Source organism: Streptomyces sp. B6B3, assembly GCF_039871525.1.
GTDB lineage: Bacteria > Actinomycetota > Actinomycetes > Streptomycetales > Streptomycetaceae > Streptomyces.
In genome coordinates, this window is record NZ_JBDPLU010000009.1 from 279968 (window position 1) to 306608 (window position 26641).

The 26641-nt window shown below is 74.5% G+C and carries 24 protein-coding genes and 1 riboswitch; of the genes, 7 read left to right on the forward strand and 17 right to left on the reverse strand.

The window, feature by feature from the left end:
• Positions 1 to 2: 2 nt before the first annotated feature.
• The 6 genes from mraY to rsmH form a co-directional block, all read right to left on the reverse strand.
• Entirely contained in the window at positions 3 to 1067 is a 1065-nt protein-coding gene (gene mraY, locus ABGB06_RS20810) for a phospho-N-acetylmuramoyl-pentapeptide-transferase (protein ID WP_347591534.1), read from the reverse strand.
• Entirely contained in the window at positions 1064 to 2521 is a 1458-nt protein-coding gene (gene murF / locus ABGB06_RS20815; RefSeq protein ID WP_347591536.1) for a UDP-N-acetylmuramoyl-tripeptide--D-alanyl-D-alanine ligase, read from the reverse strand. Before murF ends, mraY begins: the two co-directional genes overlap by 4 nt.
• A complete protein-coding gene (locus ABGB06_RS20820; protein WP_347591538.1) occupies positions 2518 to 4233 on the reverse strand; it encodes a UDP-N-acetylmuramoyl-L-alanyl-D-glutamate--2,6-diaminopimelate ligase in 1716 nt (571 codons plus the stop codon). Before ABGB06_RS20820 ends, murF begins: the two co-directional genes overlap by 4 nt.
• A gap of 174 nt (positions 4234 to 4407) precedes the next feature.
• Positions 4408 to 6279, reverse strand: coding sequence for a penicillin-binding protein 2 (locus tag ABGB06_RS20825; RefSeq protein WP_347591540.1), 1872 nt, complete (start codon positions 6277 to 6279; stop codon positions 4408 to 4410).
• Between the two features lie 88 nt (positions 6280 to 6367).
• Positions 6368 to 6814, reverse strand: coding sequence for a septum formation initiator family protein (locus tag ABGB06_RS20830; protein ID WP_347591542.1), 447 nt, complete (start codon positions 6812 to 6814; stop codon positions 6368 to 6370).
• A complete protein-coding gene (gene rsmH, locus ABGB06_RS20835; protein WP_347591544.1) occupies positions 6811 to 7788 on the reverse strand; it encodes a 16S rRNA (cytosine(1402)-N(4))-methyltransferase RsmH in 978 nt (325 codons plus the stop codon). Before rsmH ends, ABGB06_RS20830 begins: the two co-directional genes overlap by 4 nt.
• Before the next feature lie 170 nt (positions 7789 to 7958).
• Between rsmH and ABGB06_RS20840 the strand changes: the two genes are divergently transcribed.
• The 4 genes from ABGB06_RS20840 to ABGB06_RS20855 all read left to right on the forward strand — a co-directional run bounded on the left by ABGB06_RS20840 (position 7959) and on the right by ABGB06_RS20855 (position 13449).
• Entirely contained in the window at positions 7959 to 8474 is a 516-nt protein-coding gene (locus ABGB06_RS20840) for a carbonic anhydrase (protein ID WP_347591631.1), read from the forward strand.
• A gap of 130 nt (positions 8475 to 8604) precedes the next feature.
• Entirely contained in the window at positions 8605 to 9597 is a 993-nt protein-coding gene (locus ABGB06_RS20845; RefSeq protein WP_347591546.1) for an AAA family ATPase, read from the forward strand.
• Positions 9597 to 10886 (forward strand): DUF58 domain-containing protein, encoded by a 1290-nt coding sequence (locus tag ABGB06_RS20850; protein ID WP_347591548.1) that lies wholly within the window; start codon positions 9597 to 9599, stop codon positions 10884 to 10886. The genes ABGB06_RS20845 and ABGB06_RS20850 overlap by 1 nt, the downstream gene beginning before the upstream one ends.
• Positions 10887 to 10941: 55 nt before the next feature.
• A complete protein-coding gene (locus tag ABGB06_RS20855; protein WP_347591550.1) occupies positions 10942 to 13449 on the forward strand; it encodes a transglutaminaseTgpA domain-containing protein in 2508 nt (835 codons plus the stop codon).
• A gap of 209 nt (positions 13450 to 13658) precedes the next feature.
• Here the strand turns inward: ABGB06_RS20855 and ABGB06_RS20860 are convergent, their stop codons facing one another.
• From ABGB06_RS20860 to ABGB06_RS20895, 8 genes are all read right to left on the reverse strand, one after another.
• Positions 13659 to 14054 (reverse strand): DUF3040 domain-containing protein, encoded by a 396-nt coding sequence (locus tag ABGB06_RS20860; protein WP_347591552.1) that lies wholly within the window; start codon positions 14052 to 14054, stop codon positions 13659 to 13661.
• A 229-nt stretch (positions 14055 to 14283) separates the two neighbouring features.
• Positions 14284 to 15117: a methyltransferase domain-containing protein gene (locus ABGB06_RS20865; protein ID WP_347591633.1), complete on the reverse strand. Its 834-nt coding sequence runs from the start codon at positions 15115 to 15117 to the stop codon at positions 14284 to 14286.
• Positions 15118 to 15199: 82 nt separating this feature from the next.
• A complete protein-coding gene (locus tag ABGB06_RS20870) occupies positions 15200 to 15670 on the reverse strand; it encodes an SAV_6107 family HEPN domain-containing protein (protein ID WP_347591554.1) in 471 nt (156 codons plus the stop codon).
• A 575-nt stretch (positions 15671 to 16245) separates the two neighbouring features.
• The gene (locus ABGB06_RS20875) at positions 16246 to 17280 is read right to left on the reverse strand and encodes a hypothetical protein (RefSeq protein WP_347591556.1); all 1035 of its coding nucleotides are present in this window, start codon (positions 17278 to 17280) and stop codon (positions 16246 to 16248) included.
• A 24-nt stretch (positions 17281 to 17304) separates the two neighbouring features.
• A complete protein-coding gene (gene metF / locus ABGB06_RS20880) occupies positions 17305 to 18231 on the reverse strand; it encodes a methylenetetrahydrofolate reductase [NAD(P)H] (protein WP_347591558.1) in 927 nt (308 codons plus the stop codon).
• Positions 18232 to 18240: 9 nt separating this feature from the next.
• Positions 18241 to 18945 carry a thiamine phosphate synthase gene (gene thiE, locus ABGB06_RS20885; RefSeq protein ID WP_347591559.1) on the reverse strand — a complete coding sequence of 235 codons (705 nt, stop codon included), beginning with the start codon at positions 18943 to 18945 and terminating at the stop codon, positions 18241 to 18243.
• Positions 18942 to 19298 carry an Rv2175c family DNA-binding protein gene (locus tag ABGB06_RS20890; protein ID WP_347591635.1) on the reverse strand — a complete coding sequence of 119 codons (357 nt, stop codon included), beginning with the start codon at positions 19296 to 19298 and terminating at the stop codon, positions 18942 to 18944. Before ABGB06_RS20890 ends, thiE begins: the two co-directional genes overlap by 4 nt.
• Before the next feature lie 57 nt (positions 19299 to 19355).
• Positions 19356 to 20579, reverse strand: a complete 1224-nt coding sequence (locus ABGB06_RS20895) for an FAD-dependent oxidoreductase (RefSeq protein WP_347591561.1) — start codon at positions 20577 to 20579, stop codon at positions 19356 to 19358.
• Positions 20580 to 20650: 71 nt separating this feature from the next.
• Between ABGB06_RS20895 and ABGB06_RS20900 the strand changes: the two genes are divergently transcribed.
• Complete coding sequence (locus tag ABGB06_RS20900) at positions 20651 to 21706, forward strand: LacI family DNA-binding transcriptional regulator (protein WP_347591563.1); 1056 nt, start codon at positions 20651 to 20653, stop codon at positions 21704 to 21706.
• Between the two features lie 249 nt (positions 21707 to 21955).
• Here the strand turns inward: ABGB06_RS20900 and ABGB06_RS20905 are convergent, their stop codons facing one another.
• From ABGB06_RS20905 to ABGB06_RS20915, 3 genes are read right to left on the reverse strand one after another with little or no spacing between them, the layout of a single operon-like run.
• Entirely contained in the window at positions 21956 to 23311 is a 1356-nt protein-coding gene (locus ABGB06_RS20905) for a family 16 glycosylhydrolase (protein WP_347591565.1), read from the reverse strand.
• Positions 23312 to 23369: 58 nt separating this feature from the next.
• On the reverse strand, positions 23370 to 24029 hold the full coding sequence (locus tag ABGB06_RS20910; protein ID WP_347591567.1) for a DUF305 domain-containing protein: 660 nt from the start codon (positions 24027 to 24029) through the stop codon (positions 23370 to 23372).
• A complete protein-coding gene (locus ABGB06_RS20915; RefSeq protein WP_347591569.1) occupies positions 24029 to 24916 on the reverse strand; it encodes a DUF1996 domain-containing protein in 888 nt (295 codons plus the stop codon). The genes ABGB06_RS20910 and ABGB06_RS20915 overlap by 1 nt, the downstream gene beginning before the upstream one ends.
• A 210-nt stretch (positions 24917 to 25126) precedes the next feature.
• A riboswitch (TPP riboswitch) is annotated at positions 25127 to 25238 on the forward strand.
• Between ABGB06_RS20915 and thiO the strand changes: the two genes are divergently transcribed.
• The gene (gene thiO / locus ABGB06_RS20920) at positions 25230 to 26411 is read left to right on the forward strand and encodes a glycine oxidase ThiO (RefSeq protein WP_347591571.1); all 1182 of its coding nucleotides are present in this window, start codon (positions 25230 to 25232) and stop codon (positions 26409 to 26411) included. It overlaps the preceding riboswitch by 9 nt.
• Before the next feature lie 5 nt (positions 26412 to 26416).
• The gene (thiS, locus tag ABGB06_RS20925; RefSeq protein ID WP_347591636.1) at positions 26417 to 26638 is read left to right on the forward strand and encodes a sulfur carrier protein ThiS; all 222 of its coding nucleotides are present in this window, start codon (positions 26417 to 26419) and stop codon (positions 26636 to 26638) included.
• Positions 26639 to 26641: the final 3 nt, after the last annotated feature.

Consider the following 26641-nt stretch of genomic DNA (forward strand, 5'->3'; position numbering starts at 1 on the left):
GGTCACAAGTCTGCCACCCAGGCGCCGTAGAAGATGCCGATGCCGACGATGACGCACATGCCCTGGATGATCCAGAACCTGACCACCACCAGCACCTCGCTCCAGCCCTTCAGCTCGAAATGGTGCTGGAGCGGCGCCATCTTGAAGACCCGCTTGCCGGTGAGCCGGAAGGAGCCGACCTGGATCACCACGGACATGGTGATCAGCACGAAGAGGCCGCCCAGGATGGCCAGCAGCAGCTCGGTGCGGGAGACGATGGCCAGACCGGCCAGCGCGCCGCCGAGCGCGAGCGATCCGGTGTCGCCCATGAAGATCTTGGCCGGCGAGGTGTTCCACCACAGGAAGCCGAAGAGCGCCCCCATCAACGCGGCGGCGACCACGGCCCCGTCGAGCGGGTCGCGCACCTCGTAACAGGTGGCGCCCGCGGTGCCGAACTCGGCGCAGGTCTGGCCGTACTGCCAGACGCCGATGAAGACGTAGGCGCCGAAGACCATGACGGAGGCGCCGGTGGCCAGGCCGTCCAGGCCGTCCGTGAGGTTCACCCCGTTGGACATGGCCAGGATCATGAACAGCGCCCAGAGCACGAACAGCACCGGGCCGATGGTCCAGGCGAAGTCCGTGGTGAAGGACAGGTGCGTGGACGCGGGGGTGAGCTGGCGCTTGTCCTCGAAGTTCAGCGAGAGGATGGCGAAGGTGACGCCGACCGAGAACTGGCCGAGCATCTTCGCGCCGGCCCGCAGGCCGAGGCTGCGCCGCCGGACGATCTTGATGTAGTCGTCGAGGAAGCCGACCAGGCCCATGCCGGCCATCAGGAAGAGGACGAGCAGCCCGGAGATGGTCGGCGGCTCGCCGGTCACGAGCTTGGTGACCACGTACGCGACCAGCGTCGCCAGGATGAACGCGATACCGCCCATCGTGGGGGTGCCACGCTTCGCGTGATGGTCGCGGGGCCCGTCGTCCCTGATGTACTGGCCGTAGCCGCGGCGGGCGAGGAGCTTGATCAGCAGCGGGGTCCCGATCAGGGTCAGGAAGAGTCCGATGGCCCCGGAGAAGAGAATCTGCCTCATGGGGCGGCGACCTCGCCATCCACGCCTGGCGCCTCGGCGCCCTCCTGGGCGAGCTGGAGCGCGACCCGCTCCAGGCCCACCGACCGGGATGCCTTCACCAGCACCACATCCCCCGGCCGAAGCTCACCGCGCAGCAGCGTGACCGCCGCCTGAGCATCGGACACGTGCACCGACTCCTCACCCCACGAACCCTCGTTCTTGGCACCCGAGTCCAGCCAGGCGGCCTCCTGGCCGCCGACCGACACGAGCCTGTTGACGTGCAGCCGGGCCACGAAGCGCCCGACCTCGTCGTGCTCGGCGCGCGACCGCGCGCCCAGCTCGGCCATCTCGCCGAGCACCGCCCAGGTGCGGCCGCCCTTCGCCGCCGCGGTCTCGCCCATCGCCGCCAACGCGCGCAGCGCGGCCCGCATGGACTCCGGATTGGCGTTGTAGGCGTCGTTGACGATCGTCACGCCGTCCGGCCGCTCCGTGACCTCCATCCGCCACCGGGCGAGCGAGCCCGCCGCGGCCAGCGCGTCGGCGATGTCGGCGGCGGACATGCCCGCCTCATGCGCAACGGCGGCCGCGGCAAGCCCGTTCGACACATGGTGCTCACCGTACAGGCGCATCGTGACCTCGGCGCACCCGGTGGGGGTGGTCAGCCGGAACGACGGCCGGCCCTCGGGGGTCAGCCGGACGTCCTCGGCGCGGACCGCGGCGTCGGGCGCCGTGCCGAACAGCAGGACGCGGGCGGCGGTCCGGTCGGCCATGGCGCGCACCCGCGGGTCGTCGGCGTTGAGCACGGCCACGCCGCCGTCGGCGGCGGCCGGCAGGGCCTCGACCAGCTCGCCCTTGGCGGCGGCGATGCCCTCGACGGAGCCGAACTCGCCGAGGTGCGCGGTGCCGACGTTGAGCACCACGCCGATCCGCGGCGGGGTCAGCGAGGTCAGGTAGCGGATGTGTCCGGTGCCGCGGGCGCCCATCTCCAGCACCAGGTGCCGGGTGTCGGGCTCGGCGCGCAGCGCGGTCAGCGGCAGCCCGATCTCGTTGTTGAAGTTGCCCGGGGTCCAGACCGTGGGTCCCGCGCGGTCCAGCAGCTGGGCGGTCAGGTCCTTCGCGCTGGTCTTGCCGACCGAGCCGGTGAGCCCGACCACGATGGCGCCGCCGCCCTCGACGAGCCGGGCGACCGTGTGCCGGGCGAGGGCGCCGAGCGCGTCCGTGACGTCCTCGACGACCACCGCGGGCACCCCGACCGGGCGGCTGGCGAGCACGAGCGCGGCCCCCGCCGCGACGGCGCCGGCCGCGTAGTCGTGTCCGTCCACGCGCTCCCCCGGCAGCGCGGCGAACAGCGCGCCGGGCTCGGCCAGTCGGGAGTCGATGACCACGGGCCCGGTGATGCGGGGTGGCGGCTGAGGTATGTCGTGCGGCTCTCCCCGCACGACCGTGAGGAGCTCAGCTAGGGGAAGGGGGATCACTGCAGCGGGCCTCGCCTGGCGTCGGATGCTTGCTCGGATGGGGAGGAAGCGGTGGGAGGGGGTGCGGTGGGGGGCGCCGTGGGGGGTTCTGTCGAGGTCGTGGGGTGGTGCGCGCCGCGCTCGATGGCGACGCGCAGCTCCTCGCGGTCGTCGAAGGGCCGGATCACGCCGGCCACGTCCTGGCCGCGCTCGTGGCCCTTGCCGGCCACCAGCACCGTGTCGCCGGGCTCGGCACGGGCCACCGCGGCGGCGATGGCCGCGGCCCGGTCCGCCTCGACCAGCACCGTGCCGCGCTCGTGGACCGGCACCTCGGCGGCGCCGGCGAGCATCGCGGCCAGGATCGCGAGGGGGTCCTCGGAGCGCGGGTTGTCGGAGGTCAGCACGGCGGTGTCGGACAGCCGGGCCAGCGCGGCGCCCATCGCGCCACGCTTGTGCGGGTCGCGGTCGCCGCCGCAGCCGAGCACGGCGTGCAACCGGCCCTCGGTGACCTTGCGGAGCGCGTGCAGCACGGACTCCACGGCGTCGGGTTTGTGCGCGTAGTCGACCACGGCGAGGAAGGGCTGGCCGGCGTCCACCCGCTCCAGCCGTCCCGGCACGCCGGGCACCGCGGCCACGCCGGCGGCGGCCACCGCCGGGTCGACGCCGGCCACGGCCAGCGCGGTGACGGCGGCCAGGGCGTTGGCGACGTTGAACGGCCCGGGCAGCGGGACGCTGGCGGGCAGCCGCAGCCCGTCCGGGCCGAGCACGGTGAAGGTGGAGCCGAGCGGGCCGAGCTCGATGTCGGCGGCGCGCCAGGCGGCGTCCGGGTGGCCCTCGGCCGAGTAGGTGGTGATCGGGAGCGGGGACTCCTCGGCCAGCCGCCGGCCGTACTCGTCGTCGAGGTTGACCACGCCGGCGTGGGCCCGGGCCGGCGTGAAGAGCTGCGCCTTCGCCCGGTAGTAGTCCTCCATGTCCGGGTGGAAGTCCAGGTGCTCGGGGCTGAGGTTGGTGAACACCGCGACGTCGAAGCGGCAGCCGTCCACCCGGCCGAGCACCAGGGCGTGGCTGGAGACCTCCATGGCGACCGAGCGGACGCCGCGCTCGCGCATCACCGCGAACAGCGCCTGCAGTTCGGTGGCCTCGGGGGTGGTGCGCTCCGAGGAGACGCGCTCGCCGCCGATCCGGGTCTCCACCGTGCCGATCAGTCCCGTCGAGTCGCCGTCGCCGGGGCCCCGGCCCTGGTCCCGGCCCGCGGCGCGGGCGGCCTGCCGCAGGCCGCCCTCGACGAGGTAGCTGGTGGTGGTCTTGCCCGAGGTGCCGGTGACGCCGAGGAGCAGCAGGTCCCGGCCCGGCTCGTCGTAGATGGCGGCGGCCAGCGCGCCCATCCGGCGGCGCGGGTCGTCCACGGTGAGCACGGTCAGCCCGGTCGCGGCGGCGCGGGCGGCGCCGGTCGGGTCGGTGAGCACGGCGACGGCGCCCAGGCTCGCCGCCTGCGCGGCGAAGTCGGCGCCGTGGAAACGGGCGCCGGGCAGCGCCGCGTAGACGTCGCCGGGCAGCACCGCCCGGGAGTCGTGGGTGATGCCGGTGACCAACGGTCCGTCCGCGGCCGGGTCGCCGGCCGCGGGGGCGGTGCCCAGCAGCGTGGCCAGCTCCGCCAGCGGCACGGGCCGCACCTTCCTGGGGCGGGGCGGTGCCGAGGCGGTACGCGTGGCGCCTTGATCACGAGGGGGCACGGCGGTGAGCGTACCGGGAGGTGCGGTGCCGGTGCGAAACGAGGGGGCCGGCCCGGCTGCCGTCCCCGGCCGGTCGCGTTCCCCGTCGGTGATGGTTCTCACGTGCCGTTCCGTTCCGCTCGTTGGGCTCTCGTTGGACTGATGACTCGGCTGGCTGGCTCGGGGTGACGCGGCTCACGCCGCGGGGTCGAAGCTCACCGGCAGGCCGGCGAACTCCTCGCCGGTCGGCGGGATCTGGAGGGCCTTCAGGGAGAACTGCATGACCTCGTTGAACACCGGGCCGCACACCTCGCTCCCGTGGTAGCCGCCCTCGACCGGGTTCTGCACCGCGCAGTAGACGGTGACCTGCGGGTCGTCGGCGGGGGCGAAGCCGGCGAAGGAGGAGGTGTAGCCGTTGTAGAGGCCGGTCTCCGGGTCCACCCGGTTGGAGGTGCCGGTCTTGCCGGCCACCCGGTAGCCGGGGATCTGGGCGACAGAGCCGGTGCCCAGCGGGTCGGTGACCACGGTCTCCAGCATGCGGGTGAGTTGCTCGGCGGTGTCCTCGCTGACCACCCGGTGCGACTCGGGCTCGGGTGCGGGCTGGTACTCGCCGTCGGGCCCGGTGGCGCCGCGCACCAGGGAGGGCTCGACGCGGACGCCGCCGTTGCCGATGGTGGAGTAGACCGAGGCGGCCTGGACGGCGTTCACCGACAGGCCCTGGCCGAACGGGATGGTGTACTGCTGCGAGGCGTCCCAGTCGTCGGGGTCGGCGAGGATCCCGGCGGTCTCGCCGGGGAAGCCGAGCCCGGACGGCTGGCCGAAGCCGAACTCCGTGAGGTAGGAGTGCAGCACCTCGTTGGCCTCGGGCTGGGTGTCGCCCAGCGTCTCGGCGGCCAGGATGGTGCCGATGTTGCTGGATCTGGCCAGCACCCCGGCCAGCGTCAGGTAGTACGTCTCGTGGTTGTGGTCGTCGGCGAAGGCGCGGTCGGCGCGGGGCAGCCGGTTCGGCACCGTGACGTGGGTGTCGGGGGTGGCCGTGCCCTCCTCCAGCACCGCCGCCATGGTGGCCACCTTGCTGACCGAACCGGGTTCGAAGGCGTCCTCGACCGCCGGGTTGCCCAGCAGGTCGGGGTCCGTGTCGCCGATCCGGTTCGGGTCGTAGCCGGGGGCGCTGGCCAGGCCGAGGATCTCGCCCGTCCTGGTGTCCTGTACCACCACGTAGCCCGCGTCCGCGCCGGACGCCTCGACCTGTTCGGTGATGGCCTCCTGCGCCGCCCACTGGATGTCGCGGTCCAGCGTCAGCTCCATGTCGGCGCCGGGCACGGCGGGGTCCTCGCGCTCCCCGGCGGTGGGCACCCGGCGGCCGCCGGACTGGGCGTAGGTGATGGTGCCGTCCTCGCCCGCCAACCGCCCGTCCAGCTGCGCCTCGAGGCCGCCGCCGCCCTCGCCCTCGCCGTTGACGAAGCCGAGCACGCCGGCGGCCAGCTCGCCCGCCGGGTAGACGCGCATGGCGTTCTCCTCGGCGAAGACGCCGGCCAGCACCGCGTGTCCGGTGCCCTCGGCGGCCTGTTCGGCGAGGTTGTTCTTCAGGTCCTGGATCTGCCGCCAGACCTGCGGGGTCTGCTGGTGCGCCAGGACGACGTAGCGGGTCTCCGGGTCGTCGAGCTGGTCGGCGAGCTCGGCGGCGTCCCGGTCCAGGATGGGCGCCAGCAGGGCGGCGGCCTGGGCCGGCGCGTCGGCCGTGCCGGTCTGCTTCCTGGTGAAGAGAAAGGGGTCGGCGGTGATGTCGTAGGCGTCCACGGTGGTGGCGAGGGCCACGCCGTTGCGGTCGGTGATGTCGCCGCGCTGGGCGGCCAGCGGCACCGTGACGATGCGGTTCACCTCGGCCTGGTCGGAGTAGGAGGCCGCGTCCACGGCCTGCACCTGCACCAGCCGGACGGTGAAGGCGAGCATCACCAGGGACAGGGCGAGGCCCACCAGGCGCAGCCGGGGTCGGTGGCTGGCCAGCCGCAGCGGGGCCCCGGGCCGGGTGCCGCGGGGCGCGCCCGGTGCGCCCGGCCCGCTCATCGCGCGCCCCCGAGGCCGCGCGGGCGGCGGGCGGCGGGTCGGGCCGGGCGCGTGCTGCGCGGTTCCGGGGTCACGCGGGGCCGGCTCATCAGTCGTCCTCCGGGGTCGGCTCGGGGGCGGGCTCCGGCTCGCCGAGCACGGAACCGTCGGGGGCGAGGAAGGCGGGCGGGCCGCCGGGCACCATGCCGAGCTCGCGGGCGCGCTCGGCCAGCGCGTCGGGCGCGGAGTAGCCGTCCACCTCGGCCTGGAGTTCCTGCTGCTCGTCGGTCAGCTCCTGGGTCTCCCTGCGCAGCTCGCTGAGCTCGAACGAGCCCTGGTTGAGCGAGGCGTTCAGGAAGAGCAGCCCGAGCAGGCCGACGGCCAGCAGGACCACGACGAGCAGCACGAACGGGGTGCGGGCGGCGGTGGCGGAGCCGGTGGGGAGCAGGCCGGCCAGCCGGGGCGCGCGCGGCCGGCGGGCCGGCGCCGCGCCGCGCGTCGGGTCGGGTCGGCCGCGCCGAGCGGACCGGTCGGACTGGTCGGGCTGATCGGTCACCGCGGCGCCTCCCTGATGCGTTCGGCCGCGCGCAGCCGGGCCGGGGCGGCGCGCTGGTTCTCCGCGACCTCCCGCTCGTCCGGCCGTTCGGCGCCGCGGGTCAGCAGCCGCAGCCGCGGCTGGTACTGCTCGGGGACCACGGGCAGGCCGGGCGGCGCGGTGCTGGCCGCGCCCTCGGCGAGCACCCGCTTGACCATCCGGTCCTCCAGCGAGTGGTAGGAGAGGACGACCAGCCGCCCGTGCAGCGCCAGCGCGGCGACGGCCGCGGGGAGCGCGCGCTCCAGCGTCGCGAGCTCGCCGTTCACCTCGATGCGCAGCGCCTGGAAGGTGCGCTTGGCCGGGTTGCCGCCGGTGCGCATGGCGGCCTGCGGCAGGGCCTCGCGGATCAGCTCGACGAGCCGGGCGCTGCTGGTGATCGGCCGCCGGGCGCGCTCGGCGACGACCGCCTCGACGATCCGGCTGGCGAACCGCTCCTCGCCGTAGCCGCGCAGCACCCGCACCAGGTCGCCCGGGGCGTAGGTGTTCAGCACGTCGGCGGCGTTGATGCCCGTGGTCGGGTCCATCCGCATGTCCAGCGGCGCGTCCTGTGCGTAGGCGAATCCGCGGCCGGCCTCGTCCAGCTGCATCGAGGAGACGCCGAGGTCGAAGAGGACGCCCGCCACCCGGGGCACGCCGAGGTCGGCCAGCACCGCGGGCAGCTCGTCGTAGACGGCGTGCACCAGGGTGACCCGGTCGCCGTGGCCGGACAGCCGCTCCCGGGCCAGGGTGAGCGCCGCGGGGTCACGGTCCAGGCCGACGAGTCGGAGGCCGGGGAAGGCGGTCAGCAGGGCGTCGGCGTGCCCGCCGAGGCCGAGCGTGCAGTCGACGACCAGCGACTCCGGGCCGCGCAGCGCCGGTCCGAGCAGCTCCACGCAGCGCTGGAGCATGACGGGACGGTGCCGGGTTCCCGGTGGCCGGTCGTTGCTGGTGGTCATGGGCCTTCCGAGGGGAGGTGGGACGGGGTGACGGGCTCGGTTGGCGGCCTCGGGCCTCCCACTGAGCGTCACCCTAGCCCACCTCTGTTGCCGGTCAATCACTGAGGTGCACCGTGGCGGCGTCGCGGCGCACTACCGCGAAACCGTCTTCTCGTACTACCGTCCCAGATATGCCTCGCACGGTTACCGACGACCTGATCAGCGCCAACGCACGCTACGCGGAAGACTTCGCCGATCCCGGGATGGACGCGCGGCCGGTCCGCGGAGTGGCCGTCGTCGCGTGTATGGACGCCCGGCTGGACCTGCACGCCGCGCTCGGCCTGAAGCTCGGTGACTGCCACACGATCCGCAACGCCGGCGGAGTGATCACCGACGACGTCATCCGTTCGCTGACGATCAGTCAGCGCGTCCTCGGCACCCGGTCCGTCGTGCTGATCCACCACACCGGCTGTGGCCTGCTGAAACTCACCGAGGAGTTCCGCCACGAGCTGGAGCTCGAGGTGGGGCAGCGGCCGAGCTGGGCGGTGGAGTCCTTCACCGATCTCGACCAGGACGTACGCCAGTCCATGGTCCGCGTGCGCACCTCGCCCTTTCTCCCGCACACTGAAGACGTCCGCGGATTCGTGTTCGATGTGACAACCGGTCTGCTCCGCGAGGTCGATCCCGCCGGTCCGCTCGTTCGGTGACGGGCGGGCCCGGATGTGTGAAGAATGCTTGTCGGAAGCAACCGCCCGGCACCCATCCGGTGTCGGGGCAGTCGGTGATGCCCGATCGCTGAGGAGGTCGGGGCGCTGAAGACAGGCCGAGGAGGGCCGGGTGACGACCTATGAGGAGCACACCACGCTCAGCGAACTGAGCGCCACCGCGGAAGAGGTGCGCCGCGCGGTGGAGAGCGTGATCGAGGGCAAGCCCGAGGTCGTGCGGCTCTCCCTCACGGTGCTGTTCGCCGGAGGTCACCTGCTGCTGGAGGACGTCCCCGGCGTGGGCAAGACCATGCTGGCCAAGGCGCTGGCGAAGTCCATCGACTGCTCCGTGCAGCGCATCCAGTTCACTCCCGACCTGCTGCCCTCGGACATCACCGGCGTGAGCGTCTACGACCAGCAGCGCAAGGAGTTCGAGTTCAAGCCGGGGGCGGTGTTCGCGCAGATCGTCATCGGCGACGAGATCAACCGCGCCTCGCCCAAGACCCAGTCGGCGCTGCTGGAGTCCATGGAGGAGCGGCAGGTCACCGCGGACGGGCGCAGCTACGAGCTGCCCAGGCCGTTCATGGTGATCGCCACCCAGAACCCGATCGAGATGGAGGGCACCTACCCGCTGCCGGAGGCGCAGCGGGACCGGTTCATGGCCCGGCTCTCGGTCGGCTATCCGAGCCCCGAGGCCGAGCTGCGGATGCTGGAGTCGCACGGCGGGTTCTCGCCCCTGGAGGCGCTGCGGCCGGCGGCGCACGCCGACGAGATCGTGAAGCTGATCGACGCGGTCCGCGAGGTGCACGTCTCCGACGCGGTGCGCAGGTACGCGGTCGACCTGACCACGGCGACCCGCTCCCACCCCGAGCTGCGGCTCGGCGCGTCGCCGCGCGCCACGCTGCACCTGCTGCGGGCGGCGAAGGCGGCGGCGGCGCTGGCCGGCCGCGGGTTCGTGCTGCCCGACGACGTGCAGCAGCTGGCGGTTCCGGTGCTGGCGCACCGGCTGCTGCCCACCGCCCAGGCCCAGCTGAACCGGCACACGACGGAGCAGTTCGTCGCCGACATCGTGCGCGGCACCCTGGTCCCCGACCCGTTCGCGGCGCAGCGGATGCGGGGGTACTGATGGGCGGTCCCGGTCTGAGCGGCGCCGGCGCGGACGACCGAGGGCCGTTGCGGGCGGCGTTCGGCGGCCTCACCACCCGAGGCAGGTCGTTCATGGCCGCCGGCGGGGCGGCCGCCGCCTGCGCGTACCTGCTGGGCCAGCCCGACCTGCTGCGGGTGGGCGCGCTGCTGATGGCGCTGCCGGTGCTGTGCGTGCTGGTGCTGTACTTCACCCGGAGCCAGGTGGCGGCGGCGCGGCGGCTGTCGCCCGCCCGGGTGGCGGCCGGCGCCGAGGCGCGGGTGCACCTGCGGGTGGAGAACATCGCCCGGGTTCCCAGCGGCATGCTGCTGCTCCAGGACCGGGTGCCCTACGTACTGGGGCCGCGGCCGCGGTTCGTGCTCGACCGCATCGAGCCGGGCGGGCGGCGTGAGGTCTCCTACCGGGTCCGTTCCGACCTGCGTGGCCGCTATCCGCTGGGGCCGTTGCAGCTGCGGCTGGCCGACCCGTTCGGGATGGTGGAGCTGAGCCGGTCGTTCAACGCCTTCGACATGATGACCGTGCTGCCGCGGATCGAGCAGCTGCCGGTCGTGCGCCTCAGCGGGGACACCGGCGGCCACGGCGACGGCAGGCGCCGCGCCCTCGCGCTGAGCGGCGAGGACGACATCGTGCCGCGCGACTACCGGCACGGCGACGACCTGCGCCGGGTGCACTGGCGGTCCACCGCGCACCGGGGCACGCTGATGGTCCGGCGGGAGGAGCAGCCGCTCCGGGCGCGCTGCACGGTGCTGCTGGACACCAGGCGGGTGGGCTACGCGGGGTCGGGTCCGGAGTCGCCGTTCGAGCGCGCGGTGGCCGGGGCCGCCTCGGTCGTCTCCCACCTGGTGGCCAGGGAGTACGCGGTGCGCCTGGTGACGGACACCGGGATGCTGCTGCCGGGGCCCGGCACCAAGGGAACGGCCGACCCCGCCGAGATCACCGGCATGATCATGGACGCGCTGGCGGTGGTCGACCACTCGTCCCGCACCACCCTGGAGGACGCGCCCGCGGCTCTCCGGGGCGCGGAGTGCGGCCTGCTGGTCGCCTTCCTCGGCGCCGTGGACCGCACGCAGCTCGCGGTGCTGGCGCAGCTGCGGCGGCGGGCGACCGGCGCGCTGGCCTTCGTGGCGGCCGGGCAGGTGGATCCGGCCCTGGAGGCCGCCCGGCTGGACCGGCTGCGGTCGGCGGGCTGGACCGCGGTGCCGCTGGAGTCCGGGGTGCCGCTGGCCCGGCTGTGGCAACGGGCCGCCGCGGAGGACACCGGCGGCCGGTGAGGGGATCGGGATGAGCGCCGGCGGCGTGGGGACTGGGCAGGGAGTGGGGTCGGGGATGACCGGAAGCGCGGGGATGCCGAACGGCGGCGGGGGCACCGAGACGACGGCGGGCCTGGACGGCCGGGTCCGCATCGCGTTCGCCGCCTGGCTTGCCACGCTGGCGGCGGCCAGCGCGCTGCTGCCGTTGGTGAGCGAGCGGGAGTGGCTGGTCCCGGCCGGCACCCTGCTGGCCTGCCAGACCGCGACGGGCATGCTGCTGCGCTGGCGGGCGGTGCCAGGACCGCTGGTGCTGTTCGGGCAGGCGCTGGTGTCGCTGCTGCTGCTCACGGCGACGACCGTGCCGGACTACGCGATCGGTGGTGTGCTGCCGGGGCCGGCGGCGTTCGACCGCTTCGGGCAGCTGCTGTCCGTCGGGGCCGACGACATCAGCACCTACGTCGCGCCGGCGCCGGTCACCGACGGCATACAGCTGATGCTGCTCGGCGGGGTGCTGCTGGTCGGCCTGGTGGTCGACCTGCTGGCCGTGTCGCTGCACAGCGCCGCCGCCTCCGGGCTGCCGCTGCTCGCGCTCTACTCGGTGGCCGCGGGCGTCAACCAGGACGGGGCCAGCTGGCCGTACTTCCTGTGCGCGGCGGCCGGCTTCCTGGTGCTGCTGCTGGCCGAGGGCCGGCACCGGCTGACCCGCTGGGGGCGTTTCTTCTCGGCGCCCGCGGTCGCCTGGCGACCGTCCGCGCAGGGCTACCCCGCCGCCCCGCCGCCCCCGCCGCCGCCCGTGCCCGAACAGGGCCCCCGGGTGCACACCGGGCGCCGGATCGGGGCGGCGACGCTGGCGGTGGCCGTGCTCGCGCCGATGCTGCTGCCGTCCCTCGGCGACGGCCTGCTGGGGCTCGACGGACAGGGCTCGGGCGCCGGCGGCGAGGCGGGCGACGTCGCCGCGGTCAATCCCGTGGTGGCGCTCCAGGACCAGCTCAACCAGCCGGACGACCGCACGGTGCTGCGGTACGCGGCCTCGGACGTGTCGGAGACCGAGCCGCTCTACCTGCGGCTGGTCGCGCTGGACGAGTTCGACGGCGCGGAGTGGCGGTCCTCCGGCTGGTACGAGGACACCCCGCCGCCGGCGTCCTGGCAGGTGCCGGGGCTGACCTCGACCGAGGTGAGCACGTCCCCGGCCACCGTGATCATCGCGGCGGACGACGACTACGCGCAGAACTCCCTGCCGGTGCCGTACCCCGCGACCTGGATCGACACCACGGGTGACTGGGCCTTCGACCGCGGCTCCCAGACCCTGGTGTCGCACGACGGCCTGACCACCGAGGGCCGCAGCTACGAGGTGGCGTACCTGCGGGTCGAGCCGACCGCCGAGCAGCTCGCCGCCGCGCCGACGGCGGACGAGGAGCTGCTCGACTACTACACCCGGACCCCGGAGAACCTGCCGTCGGAGGTGTCCGACGCGGCCGAGCAGATCACCTCGGGAGCGACCAACGACTACGACCGGGCGGTCGCGCTCCAGGACTGGTTCACCCAGGACGGCGGCTTCCGATACGACACGTCGGTGGCCTCGGGGACCGGCAGCGACGCGATCGTCCGCTTCCTGGAGCAGCGGGAGGGCTTCTGCGTGCACTTCGCCTTCACGATGGCGGCGATGGCCCGCACGCTGGGCATTCCGGCGCAGGTCGCGGTGGGCTTCACGCCCGGCGACCTGCAGCCCGACGGCTCCTTCGAGGTGGGCATCCACAACGCGCACGCCTGGCCCGAGCTGTACTTCGAGGGCATCGGCTGGGTCCGCTTCGAACCGACCCCGGGGCAGGGCAGCGCCCCCGACTACACGGTGCCGGAGCAGACCGACCCGGACCAGGTGGACCCGACGGACCCGGAGGAGGACGCGCTGCCGGAGCCGACGCCCTCCGACACGGAGCCCTCGACGCCCTCGGCGTCGGAGTCGGAGGGGTGTGATCCGGTCCTGGACCCGGCCGCCTGCGCGGACGAGCCGGTCCGGACGCCGGACAGCGACGACGCCGGCCTGGCGCTGGCGGTCTGGCCGATGATCTTCGGCGGCGGCGGGCTGCTGCTCGCCGGGTTGCTGTGCTGGCCGATGCTGTGGCGGCGGCGGCTGCGCGGGGCACGGCTCGGGCGGGGCGGCGGGGCGCTGCCGGCCTGGCGGGAAGTCACCGACACGGCGTGGGACTTCGGCCTGCCCCCGCGGAACGCGGAGACGCCGCGGCAGACCGCGGCGCGCATCGTGCGGGGCGCCGGGCTGACCGAGGAGGCGGCGGGCGCGGCGCACCGGCTGGCCGACGCGGTCGAGCACGCGCTGTACGCGCCGCGGCCGCCGGCCGGCGCGGAGCAGACGCGGGTGGACCGGCTCGGGGCGGACGTACGCACCGTGACCGCGGGACTGCGGGCCGGGGCGAGCCGCGGCACCCGGCTGCGGGCACTCCTGCTGCCGCGTTCCGCCATGCGGGTGATGTACGCCATAACCGAGCGCCGGCTACGGGTCGCTCGACGGCTCACCCGGGCGCGCGCCCGGGTGACGGCGCCGCGCCGGTCGCGCCAGGGGGCGTGACGGTCCGGTCTCCGTGCGCCCCGCCGGCCTCCCCCTCTCCCGTGGGGCACGCCGGCGGGGGCGAAGCCGACGGCACGCCGACGGACACGCCGGAGGCGGGCCCAGGGGCCCCGGGAGACCGAGACGCGGATGGCGGTGGGGGAACTCCGGAAACCCGGAACTCCCCCACCGCCATCCGTGCGACGGCGCGCCGGACCGGCGCGGTCCGCTCAGTCGCCGCGCTCGTCGCGGCGCCGCTGCCAGCGCTGCTCGATCCGGTTCATCATCGAGCGCCGCTGCTTCTGGGGGCGCGCCCGTCCGCCCGCGGCCGGGCGGGCCTGTCCCTCGCCGGGGGGCGGTGACCTGCGCCACGCGGTGACCCCGATCGCCGCACAGCCGAGCATGATCAGGAAGCCGACGACGCTCAGCCACTCCTGTCCCACCGGGAGGCCGACCATCAGGAGGGCGATGCCGAGCAGGAAGCCGGCGACCGACTGGTAGACCCGCTTGCGGGTGTACGTGCGCAGCTCGCTGCCCTCAAGCGTGGTCGCGAACTTGGGATCTTCGGCGTAGAGCGCTCGCTCCATCTGTTCGAGCATGCGCTGCTCGTGGTCCGAGAGCGGCACGGAGTCCTCCTACTCGTCGGTCGCGGTGGCGACCGAATCCGACTCTTCAAGGATAGGCAGGGAAACCTCCCTGTGAAACCCACCCCTGTACGCCAATTTCGCCCACCACCTCGTGCTCAGGGGAGCCTTGGGAGGTGGACTAGTCCTTCCCTCACGGGCCGCCGGTCATGCCGGACGACCGATCCGATGAACTGATGTCGATGATACGAGGAACGCCGACGTCGGCAGCCTAGGAGCGGCCGGGCCGCCGATCGGCGAGCACGTGCAGCTCCCCCGCGACCGCCTGGAAGGCCGGCACCACCGCGGCCTCGGCCTCCAGCCTGGTCAGCGTCCGCAGTGCCTCGGGCTCGGTGTCCACCAAGGCGCCCGGCACCAGATCGGCGAAGATCCGGATGCCGTGCACCGCGCCCGGCGCCAGACCTGCCCCGGTCACCAGGTCCCGCAGCCCCTCCACCGTGAAACGGTGCGGCACCGGGTCCCCGTCCCCCCAGCCGCCCGTCGGGTCGGCGAGCACCCGGCGCGCCTCCTCGAAGCGCCCGGCGAGCGCGCGGGAGAGCACGGCGCCGCCGGTGCCGGCCACGAGCAGGCTCAGCGTGCCGCCGTCCGCGCGCAGCGCGCCCGTCACGGCGCGCAGGTCGGCCGCCGGGTCGTCCACGTACTCCAGCACGCCGTGGCAGAGCACCAGGTCGTACCCGCCGCTCTCGACGACGTCCAGCAGGTTCCCGGTGTCGCCCTGCAGGCCGCGCACGCCGCCCCGGCTGCCGTCCGCCGCGTCGCCCGTCGCCACGTCCTCCTCGGCGGCCCGGCGCTCCAGCGCGAACAGCGCGTTCGGGCTGGGGTCCACGACGGTGACCCGGTGCCCGAGCCGCGCGACGGGCACGGCCAGGCTTCCGCTGCCACCGCCGGTGTCGAGCACGTCCAGCGTCTCCCGCCCGGCCGCCCGGCACCGGGCGACGAGCGCCTCCCTGAGCACCTGCCACACCACGCCGCTGCGCAGCGCGGCGTGCGGCCCGGGCGGCGAGCCCGGCAGCGATCCGGGCGAGGCGCCCACGGGGCGGACCATCGGCTCTGAGGGCATGGCGAACGGCTCCTCGCTAGGGCCCGCAACGGGCCGCAGGCTGGCGTGCTGCTGGGCGGCCACCAGCCTACTTCGCGGCCGGCCCGCCCGGGGGCTCCTCCGCCCGCAGCACCGGCTGCTGCACCAGCCGCCCCTCGACCAGGCGCAGGAAGTATCCGGCGGCCCTGATCAGATCCGTGGCGTCGCGCCGGCCGACGACGCCGCGGATGCCGGCCTCGATCCGCGCCCGCCGCTCCGCGCTCGCCGCGAACAGCACGCTCCACTCGGCGAACTCCGGGGCTATCTCCGGGAGCACCTCCCAGACGCTGCGGATCCGTCGGCGGGCACGGGCGGTGGTCTCCGGGCGGCCCCGGACGGCGAGCACCGCGGCGGCGGCGCGCAGCGCGGCGAGATGGGCGGCGACGTACGCCTCGCCCGGGTCGGTGAGCGTCGACGCCTCGGCCAGCCCGCGCTCGGCCTGGCCGAGCAGGTCGAGCGCGGCGGGCGGTGCGGGCGCCCGGCGTGGCACCGGGTGCACATCGGTCGGGAGTCCGGTCATGACGAGCCTCCTGTCGTCATCAGCGGTCACGCGTTCGTGCGGTGTTATTCGCACTTGGGCACATGGTGACCCATGGCACTGACAATTCCGCCGGGCCACCGCAAACGGTCCAACTCCCGCACCACGCATCCCAAGAGCCCCGGAGGTGGGCAGGGCGGGCGAGCACGGCGGAAGTGCGCGCGCGGAGTGGCCGGCGGAGGCGGGAGCGAACACCGGGGAGGCGGAGGAGGGAACGCGTCCTCACGCCCACGGCACGCGCCGTGGCGGGCCTTGCGGGCCGGGTGCACCAGCGGGGACGAGCGGACCGGGCGGGCCCGAGGGAGACGACGCGGCCGGGCCGTCCGCCGTCGGCCCGGCCTCGTGCGGTGAGGCCCGCGGAACGCTCCGCCGCCCCGTGCCGGCGGTGCGGCCCGCGGGTCTCGCCGCGGGTCCCAGCCTGTCGCGACGCCGATGAGGGGCCATCCGTACGGGTACTCAGCCGGGTACTCAGGTACGGGTCGGGGCGTAGGTAGCCCGGGGATGGTGGGGAGGGCGGACGGCGACTCCGCGGGCCGGTCAGGCGGCGGGCCGGCCGATCAGTAGCGCGGGCCGCTGTCGAAGTAGTAGCCCTGGCCGCCGTACCCGTCGGGCTGCGGCTCGCCCTGGGGGTAGCCGTACGCCTCGGCGGCCGGATCGGACTCGCGCTGCTGCGGCATCCAGACGCCGCCGGGCGGGGTTTCGGTGTAGTACGCCTCGCCGGGGAGGCCCGCGCCGTAGTCCGGGGCGTATCCGCCGCCGTAGGCCTGCTGTTCCGGCTCGGGCCCTGGCGGGTACGACTGCTGCGCCCCGTAGTCGGCGTAGGAGTCGGCGCCGGTGCCGGCGGGATCTCCGAGGTACGGGTCGGTGTAGGCCGCGTAGGCCGGTTCGTAGGGCTGGGCCACCGGCTGCTGGTCGGGCGGCGGCGGGCCCGGGTAGCCGTCGCCCGCGCCGTATCCGTCGTAGCCGCCCGGGTACCCGTCGCCGTAGCCGGTGGCCGGCTGGTACGGCGGCGCGTCGGGGAATATCTCCTCCGGGTACGGGCCGCCGTCGGCGCCGCCGGGCGGGGCCTGCACGGTCTGGTACGCGGCGGTCGTCTCGTAGGGCTCCTCGTACCCGCCGTCCTGCCGGGCGTCGCCGTACTGGTCGGGGTACCCGCCGTCGGGCTCGTCGGCCCCGCCGTCCGGCGCGGGCCGGTACTCCTCCTGGTAGGGGGCGGGCGGGGGCGGCGGCCCGTCGACCGCCGGATACTCGCCGCCGCCGGCGGCCAGCTGCTCCTCGGCGACCGGATCCATCGGCCGCATCCCGCCACCGCTCCGGCGCCGCCTGCTGGTGCCCGGCTTGCCCCCGAGCGCCCAGCCGGTGGAGAAACCGCGCCGGAAGGAGAGCGTGACGAAGGTCTGGCCGGCGGCGAACGCGACGGCGCCCAGGGCGATGACGGGCACGGAGGGGAGCACCACCCCCACCACCACGCCGAGGAAGCCGCAGAAGGCGACCAGCCGCCAGCGCAGCCGGGCCTTGTACTGCAGGAGCACCTCGCCCAGCAGCCAGAGGGCCACCACCCCGAACGCGATGTAGAGGACCGTCCAGCCCATGTACGCCCCTCTCCGCGGTGATTCCTACGTCCGCTGGTGCAGACCCAGGTTCCTGTAGACGTCCAGTGTCGCCGTGGCGTGGCTCGAGGTGTTGAGCGTGATGAAGTGCAGCCCCGGAATGTCCTCGTCCATCAGCCTCGCACACAACTCCGTGGCGAATTCGATCCCGACCGAGCGTACCGCCAACGGGTCGTCCTTGACCGCGAGGATCCGTCTTTCCAACTCCGGTGGGAACGTGGCGTTGCTGAGCTGGGTGAAGCGCTCTATCTGCCGGACGCTGGTGATCGGCATGACCTCGGGGATGATCGGCGTCTGGCAGCCGGCCGCGCTGACCCGGTCGCGCAGCCGCAGGTAGTCCTCGGGGTAGAAGAACATCTGGGTGATGGCGAAGTCCGCGCCCGCGCGGCACTTGTTCACGAAATGCCTGATGTCCGTGTCCCAGTCGGTGGACCGGGGGTGCATCTCGGGGAAGGCCGCCACGCCCACGCAGAAGTCCCCCGACTCCTTGATCAGTCGGACCAGCTCGGCGGCGTAGCTCACGCCCTCGGGGTGCCTGGTCCACTCCCCCATCGGGTCGCCGGGCGGATCGCCGCGCAGCGCCAGCATGTTGCGGATGCCGGCGGCCGCGTACTGGCCGATGATGTTGCGCAGCTCGGCCACGGAGTGGTTGACCGCGGTCAGATGGGCCACCGGTGTCAGCGTGGTGTCGGTGGCGATGAGCTCGGTGGCCCGCACGGTCCGCTCGCGCGAGGAGCCGCCGGCGCCGTACGTCACGGAGACGAAGGTCGGCGCGACGGCCTCGACCCGGCGGATCGCGTTCCACAGAGTGCGCTCGCCGCGCTCCGTCTTGGGTGGGCTGAACTCGAACGAGTACGAGCGCTCACCCACGGCGAGCAGCTCGCGCACGGTCTGCGCTCGGTCCGCCATGGTGCTGGGAATCCCTAGGGCCATAAGCGCAGGCTACCCAGCGCCCGCCCCCGTGACGGGGGGCGTTCCGCTGGGCGGACGCCCGCCCCGCTCGCGCAGCCGCCGGGCCAGCGCCGCCGCGGCGGCGCCCGGGTCGTCCGCCTCGGTGATGGCCCGGACCACGACCACCCGGGTGGCTCCCGCGTCCAGCACCTGGTCCAGGGTGTCGGCGTCGATGCCGCCGATGGCGAACCACGGCCGCGCGGCGCCGGCGGCGCGTTCGGCCGCGTACCGCACCAGGGGCAGTCCCGGCGCGGCCCGCCCCGATTTGGTGGGCGTGGGCCAGCAGGGACCGACGCAGAAGTAGTCCACGCCGGGATCGGCCAGCGCGACGTCCACCTCCGCCTCGGCGTGCGTGGAGCGGCCGAGCAGCACGCTCTCGCCGAGGATCGCCCGGGCCGCCGGCACCGGCAGGTCGCCCTGGCCCAGGTGCAGCACCGGGGCGCCCGCGGCGTGCGCCACGTCCGCCCGGTCGTTGACCGCGAGCAGCCGGCCGTGCCGGCGGCAGGCCTCGGCGAAGACGGCGAGGAACGCGAGCTCCTCCGCCGCCTCCAGACCCTTCTCCCGCAGCTGCACGATGTCCACGCCGGCGGCCAGCACGGCGTCGAGGAACTCGGGCAGGTCCCGCTGCCGCCGCCGGGCGTCCGTGCACAGGTACAGCTGGCTGCCGGCGAGCGCGGCCCGGGCCTCGCGGCTCACACGGCGAGCGCCTGAGCCCGGCGCTTCACCTCCGTCCCGCGATTCTCCCGCAGCGCCTGGGCCGGCGTGCCGGGCAGGCTCTCGTCGGGGGTGAACAGCCACTCCAGCATCTCCTCGTCGGTGAAGCCGTCGTCCTTCAGCAGCGTGAGGGTGCCGGTGAGGCCCTTGACGACCTTCCCCTCGGCGAGGAAGAGGGCGGGAACCTGGAGCACACGGTTCTCCCCGCGGCGCACCGCGATCAGCTGGCCCTCCTTGACCAGCTGCCGCACGCGCGTCACCTCGACGCCGAGCTCCTCGGCGACATCGGGGAGGGTGAGCCAGGACGGGACCAGGGCGTCAATCTTCGGATCAATCGTCGTCGGATCGGTGTGGTTCACATGTCCTAGCCTGCCATCTTCCACCGACACTCGTCAGCGGACCGCCGCCTTGAGTGGGACGGACGGGTCGGCGGCCCGCTCCGGGTCGAGCCGGGCGCCGCGCTCCAGCAGCCGCCGGCCCTGGGCGAGGTCGCGCGGCCGGTCCACGGCGAGCACCGCGGTCGGCGCGTCGTCACGCAGCCAGCACACGGTCCAGCCCCCGCCGTCCCCCGGATCCCGCCACAGCAGCCGGTCGTCGGGCCCGTGCCGGCCCGCGTACTGCACGTGGCGGCCGAACTGCTCGGACCAGAAGTACGGCACCGGGTCGTGGCCCGCGGCGCCGCCGAGGGCGTTCTCGGCGACGGTCCGCGGCCCGGCCAGCGCGTTGTCCCAGTGGTGCACGAGCAGCCGCCGGCCGTACCTGGCCGAGGGAAACGACGCGCAGTCGCCGACCGCGTACACCCCGGGTGCGCCGGCACGCAGCCGGGCGTCGGCGCGCACCGAGCCGTCGGGCGCCAGGGCGATGCCGGAACCGGCCAGCCAGCCGGTGGCCGGCCGCGAGCCGACGCCGAGCAGCACCGCGTCGGCGCCCAGCACGGTGCCGTCGGCGAGCTCCACCTCGCCCTCCCGCACGGCGATCACCGGCTCCCCGGTGCGCAGTTCGGCGCCGGCCTCCGCGTACCAGGCGCGGGTGCGCTCGGCCACCTCGGCGGGCAGCGCGCCGGGCAGCGGGTGGCCCGCCGCCTCGGCCACCGTGACCCGGCAGCCGGCGGCCCGGGCGGCCGTGGCGACCTCGGCGCCGATCCAGCCGGCGCCCACCGCGACCAGGCTGCCGTGCCCGTCGAGCACCGGCTTCAGGCGGCGCGCGTCGTCCAGGGTGCGCAGCACATGCACTCCAGCGGAGTGGCCCGCCTCGCCGCCCGGGACCGGCAGCGTCGCCGCCTCCGCCCCGGTGGCCAGCACCAGCAGCTCGTACGGCAGCGGCCCCGCGTCGGTGTCCAGGAGGCGTTCGGCGGGGCGCAGTCCGGTGGCCCGGCGGCCGAGCACCAGCTCGATGCCGAGCCCGGCGTAGTCCACGTCGAGCTCCGCGCCGTCCGCCTTGCCGAGCAGCAGGTCCTTGGACAACGGCGGCCGGTCGTACGGCCGGTGCGGCTCCGCGCCGACCAGCAGGACGGGCCCCTCCCAGCCGCGCTCCCGGAGCTGGACGGCGGTCTGCACCCCGGCGAGGCCGGCTCCCGCGATCACGGCCTGCCCGCGCCGGTCTGTCGTGTCCGTCACGCCGCCCAGCCTACGAGGACCGTGGGGAGCCGACTCCCGGGCGGACATCCGTCCGAGGGTATAAAGGCACAGTGACCACGGAACCGCCCGCCTCGCCGCCCAGACCGGTGACTCTGGAACATGTGGCGCGCGTCGCGGGGGTCTCCCGGGCGACGGTCTCGCGCGTCATCAACGGCGAGTCGACCGTCGACCCGCGGTTGCGCCGGCTGGTCGAGGAGGCCATCGCCCGCACCCGGTACGTGCCGAACCGGGCGGCCCGCTCGCTGGTGACCCGGCGCACCGACTCGGTGGCACTGGTGGTCTCGGAGCGCGAGCAGCGCGAGGTCACCGGTCCCTTCGTGGGGCGGATGTTCACCGACCCGTACTTCGGCCGGGTGGTCACCGGGCTGCTGGAGGTGGCCAGGCCGCGCGGGGTGCAGGTGGTGTTGATGCTGGCGGACGACGAGCCGTCCCGCGGCCAGCTGCTCGGCTACCTGCAACAGGGCCACGTGGACGGCGTGGTGCTGATCTCGGCGCACGCCACCGACCCGTTGCCCGGGCTGCTGTCCCGGACCCCGCTGCCCGCGGTGCTCGCCGGCCGGCCGGCCACGCCGACGCCGGTCACCTACGTCGACGCCGACCAACGCGCCGGCGCCACGCTGGCCGCCGAGCATCTGGTGGCGATCGGGCGGCGGCGGGTGGGCGCGATCGCCGGACCGCAGGACATGCCGGTGGCGCAGGAGCGGCTGGCGGGCTTCCGGGCCGCGATGGCCGAGCGCGGGCAGGCCGAGGTGCCGTGGACCGAGGGGGACTTCACCCAGGCCAGCGGCGCGATGGAGATGCGCCGGCTGCTGGCCGGGCACCCGGAGCTCGACGGGGTTTTCGTGGCCTCCGACCTGATGGCGCTGGGCGCGGTGTCGATGCTGCGCCAGGAGGGCCGGCGGGTGCCGCAGGACGTGGCGGTGGTCGGCTTCGACGACAGCGTCCCCGCGCTGAACTGCGATCCGCCGCTGACCACGATCCGGCAGCCGGTGGAGGAGATGGCGGCCGAGATGGCCCGGCTGCTGCTGCGGCAGATCGACACCGGCGGACGGCCGCTGCCCTCGGTGGTCTTCCACCCGGAACTGGTGGTCAGGCAGAGCGCATAGGCGCGCTCGGCGCGCCGGGGGACACGGCCGGGCGCGGGCGGCCGCCGGGCCCCAGGCGGGGACCCGGCGGCTGTGCGCGTCCCAGCCGGGCCGGCTGCTGCTGACCGTTGACTGCCGGCCGACTGGCACCAGTCCCTGTCCGGGCGGGCCCCCGAGCTCCGGGGGAGCCGCGGGCCGATCCTCCCCCAGCCTGGAAGGCTGGGAGGTGCCCCCATCGACCGCCCGGACAGGGCTCGGCCGTGCTCGCGGCTACTGGTACACGCGCACGTAGTCCACGACCATCTGCTGCGGGAAGGTCGAGGACCCGTTCGGCGGACCCGGCCAGTCGCCGCCGACGGCGACGTTGAGGATCATGAAGAAGTCGTGGTCGAAGACCCAGGGCCCGACCGTCGTCTCCAGCTCCTGCCGGTCCACGGTGTGGATGACCCGGTCGTCCACGGTGAACACCATGCCCTGGCTGTCCCACTCCACGGCGAAGGTGTGGAAGCCGTTGGAGATCGGCTGGCCCAGGTCCAGGCTGGTGCCGTAGCCGTTGCCGCCGAAGTAGGCGGGGGCGTGCAGCGTGGAGTGCACCAGGTTGGGCGAGGTGCCGACGTGCTCCATGATGTCGATCTCGCCGGTGTACGGCCACGGCCGGCCCTCGTTGAAGTCCGAGCCGAGCATCCAGAACGCCGGCCACAGGCCGACCGTGCTGGGCACCTTCATCCGGGCCTCGACCCGGCCGTAGGTGAAGTCGAACTTCCCCGCGGTGTTGATGCGCCCCGAGGTGTACTGGCAGGTGGTGCTGCCGCTGATCGGGTCCACCGGGCAACTGGAGCCCGGGGTCTGCTCCCGGCGCGCCTCGATCACCAGGTTGCCCTGGCCGTCCAGCCGGGCGTTCTGGTTGTCGGTGTACATCTGGAGTTCGTTGTTGTTGCCGTTGCCCGGGTCGGCGGTCCACTTCGCCGCGTCGGGCGCGCTGCCGGCGGCGCCCTCGAACTCGTCGCTCCACACCAGCTCGCCCGGGAAGGTCGGGTCCTCCGGCACCGGCGGGGTCTCCGGCGCGCCACCGGTGCCGTACACCTGGAACTCCCACAGCGAGTAGCCGTAGCCGTTGGACCGCTGGGTGCCGTACATCCGCACGTAGCGGCCGCTGCCCGAGACCTGCACGGTCTCCTTGTAGCCGCCGCCGCTGGTGGTCTCGTGGATCGGCTGCCAGTTCTGCCCGTCGTTCGAGACCTGGATCTGGTAGGCCACGGCGTAGGCCGGGTCCCACTGCAGCACCACCCGGCTGATGTCGGCCGGGGCGCCGAGGTCCACGGAGATCCAGCCCGGGTCCACCCAGCCGCCCTCCGGGGAGGTGGCCCAGCGGCTGGCCGGGTCGTGGTCGAACGCCTTGTCGGGGCCGCATTCCCAGCAGGTGCCGTCGTGCTGCGAGGTGGACGCCTGGGCCGGCTTGTCGTAGGAGAGCAGAACCTCCTCGGCGGCCACGGAGGAGGACGGCGCCGCCAGCGTGGTGATGCCGAGAACGGTCGCGAGCACCGCCATCAGCGTGGCCAGCGGCCAGCGCGGTCGTCTCCGGTGCGACGTGGTCACCGGGGTGCGCCCCGGCGTGGTGACATCCATCGTGTCGTCCTGGTCCTTCCCGTGTGGGGGGTACGTGTGGGGGGGTCGTGTGGGGTGTTCAGTCGCCGAGCCGGGCGAGCTCGTCGAGTTGGGCGACGCGAGCGTCGGCGAGTTCCGCGGCGAGGGTGGTCGCGTCGTCGTCCGCGCCGGCGTCCCGTTCGGCGCGGGAGACCTGTCCCGACTCCGCCAGGTGCTCGCGCAGGTGGTCCCTGGCCGCCGCGTCGAAGGCGGCGCCGCGCAGCCGGACGAGGTCGTCGAGCTCCTCCTCGGTGACCATGCCGGGCATGTTGTGGCCCTCGTGGAGGTTGGTGTAGGTCACGCCCGCGTCGTCCAGCAGGGCGTGCAGCCGCCCCAGTTCGGTCCGGTGGCTGGCCGCGAGCTCGTCCGCGAAGCCGCGCAGGCCGGGGTCCCGGCCGTGCCGGGCGACCTGGTCGAGCATCGCGAGCATCCGGTCGTTCAGCGGGATCATCAGCTGGGCCCAGGCCAGGTCGGTCGGGCTCAGCCCGGCCGCTCCCCCGGTCCCCGCCGCGTCCGACGCCCCGCCGTCGGACGCCGAGCCGGTGGTCGCGTCCCCGCCGGGCCCCGCCGGACCGGGACCCGCCGCCGACCCGCCGCATCCGGTGAGGGCCCAGAGCAGCAGGACGACCGAGGCCAGCACGGCCGCCAGGGGCGCCGGCCCGCCCGCGAGGGCCGGCCGGCGCCGGTCGGGGCGGCGCACTACGGGGTGCCGTCGGGGCCGCACTTGATGACGGGGTTGATGCAGTTCGCGACCCGCCGGGCCATCTCGTCGACCGGCCAGGCGTTGAAGAAGTCGCCGTGCATCGTGTAGCCGGGCCCGGAGGCCAGCTCGAACCCGGAGGGGTCACCGTTGACCGGGTAACGAAGCACCTGACGGAGCTTCGGCACCGGCACCGGGTGGGTCGCCGGGCACGCGCCGTTGACCGGGTAGGCCATGTGGTCCTTGTGGTTCGGCGAGTCGAGGTCGACGCCGTTCCAGCACTGCGGGAAGTCGAGGTACGACTCCAGGGCCGTGCCCGCCGGGCAGGTCACGAAGTCCTTGGACGGGTCGACGTGCCCGGCGTGCAGGCACGACCATCGCGCGATGGACTGGTCGGGACCGCTGGCCACCGCGTTGCCGGCCACGATCTTCAGTCCCTGCGGCAGGGGTTGGATCCTCGAGGGGTCGTTGACGCCCTCGCCCAGGTAGTAGAACGTCGCGGACTGCGGCTGGACCGCCTGCCCGTTCACGAAGAGCGTCGGCACCCAGTACGACGAGAGGTCGATGGCCGGGTCGCAGGTGCTGTCCGACGCCAGCAGGTCGCCGAGGTTGGTGTGTGCGTTGGTCACCGTGCTTCCGAAGAAGCTGTGCATGTGTGAGGCTCCGGCCAGGCCGGGGAAGACGATCGGGTCGTCGGGGAGTTGGTGGCTGAACGTGCACTCCGCCACGAACTCCGCCACGCGCACGACGTCCGCCGCCGCGCTGTCCCCCGCCGGATCGTCACCGGCGGCCGCGCCGCTGACGCCGACGACGAACTGTGAGCCGATCAGGCCGAGGATGGCGAGTCCGGCGTAGAGCGCGCGCCGCGGCCAGGTGTGTGGTTTCACGTGCTCTCCTCGAATGAGGTGGGGGGTGTGAGAGAGCGCTCTCTGACCCGGAACCTAGAGATGGCGAAACAAGGCGTCAAGAAGTTCGACGCATTCCCGGAACTCGCCCGCGCACCTGACGGCCAATGACGGGCGATCGGGAGCGAGTCGAGAGAGCGCTCTCTCGCCCTCGGGTTCCGGCCAGGCGAGGGCGGTACTAGGCTGCCGACGAAGGACACCCACGGGAGCCCGGCGCACCGGGCTGAGAGGGAGGCTGGCCGGCCTCCGACCGTACGAACCTGATCCGGGTCATGCCGGCGAAGGGAGGAGTCGCGTGAGTGCGCGTAGATCGGCGGACGTCGTCGTGGTCGGCGGCGGTGTGATCGGCCTGGTCACCGCCTGGCGGGCGGCCCAACGAGGGCTGCGCACCGCGGTGGTCGACCCGCGGCCCGGCGACGGCGCCGCGGGGGTGGCCGCCGGGATGCTGGCCGCCGTCACCGAACTGCACCACGGCGAGGAGGCGCTGCTCGACCTCAACCTCGCCTCGGCCGCCCGCTATCCGGAGTTCGTCGCCGAGCTGACGCAGCTGGCCGGAATCGACGTCGGCTACCGCCCGTGCGGCACCCTGGTGGCCGCGTTGGACGCCGACGACCGGTCGCTGCTGCGCGAGCTGCACGCGCTGCAGCAGCGCTGCGGCCTGGCGACCCAGTGGCTGTCCGGCCGGGAGAGCCGCCGGCTGGAGCCGATGCTGGCACCGGGCGTGCGCGGCGGGCTGCGCGTCGACGGCGACCACCAGGTGAACCCGCGCCTGCTGCTGGCCGCGCTGCTGGTCGCCTGCGAGCGGGCCGGCGTGGCGTTCCACCGCGTCTGGGCCACCGAGCTGACGGTCACGGGCGAGCGCGCCACCGGTCTGACGCTGTCGGACGGCGGCACGTTGGCGGCCGGGCAGGTGGTGCTCGCCGGCGGCTGCCGCAGCGCGGAGCTCGCCGGGCTGCCGCCCGACGTCGCGCCGCCGGTGCGTCCGGTGAAGGGCCAGATCCTGCGGCTGCGCATGCCGGCCGGCCGGCCGCCGCTGCTGAGCCGCACGGTGCGGGCGGTGGTCCGCGGCGGCTCGATCTACCTGGTGCCCCGGACCGACGGCGAGCTGGTGCTCGGCGCCACCTCGGAGGAGTGCGGCCCGGACACCACCGTCACCGCGGGCGGCGTCTACCAGCTGCTGCGCGACGCCCACGAGCTGGTGCCCGGCGTGACCGAGCTGCCGCTCGTCGAATGCCGCGCCGGGCTGCGGCCCGGCTCCCCCGACAACGCCCCGCTGCTCGGCCCGAGCGGGCTGGCCGGGCTGCACCTGGCCACCGGGCACCACCGCAACGGGGTGCTGCTCGCACCGATCACCGGCGAGGTGCTGGCCGAGGTGCTGACGAGCGGGGAGCTTCCCGAACACGCCCGCCCCTTCACCCCACGGCGCTGGTCGCCCGGCGAGCCGGCGCCCGCGGCGCGCGAGGAGGTGGCGGTGTGAGCAACGTGAGCGCGGACGTCCAGGTATGGGTGAACGGGGAGCGGCGCCGGCTCGCGTCCGGCACCACGCTGGACCGGCTGGTGGCCGAGCTGCTCGCCGCGCCCGCCGGCCCGGGCGGGATCGCCGCCGCCGTCAACGAGACCGTGATCCCGCGCGGCCAGTGGCCCGCGACCGCGCTCGCCGAGGGCGACCGGGTCGAGGTGCTGACCGCCGTACAGGGAGGCTGAGAC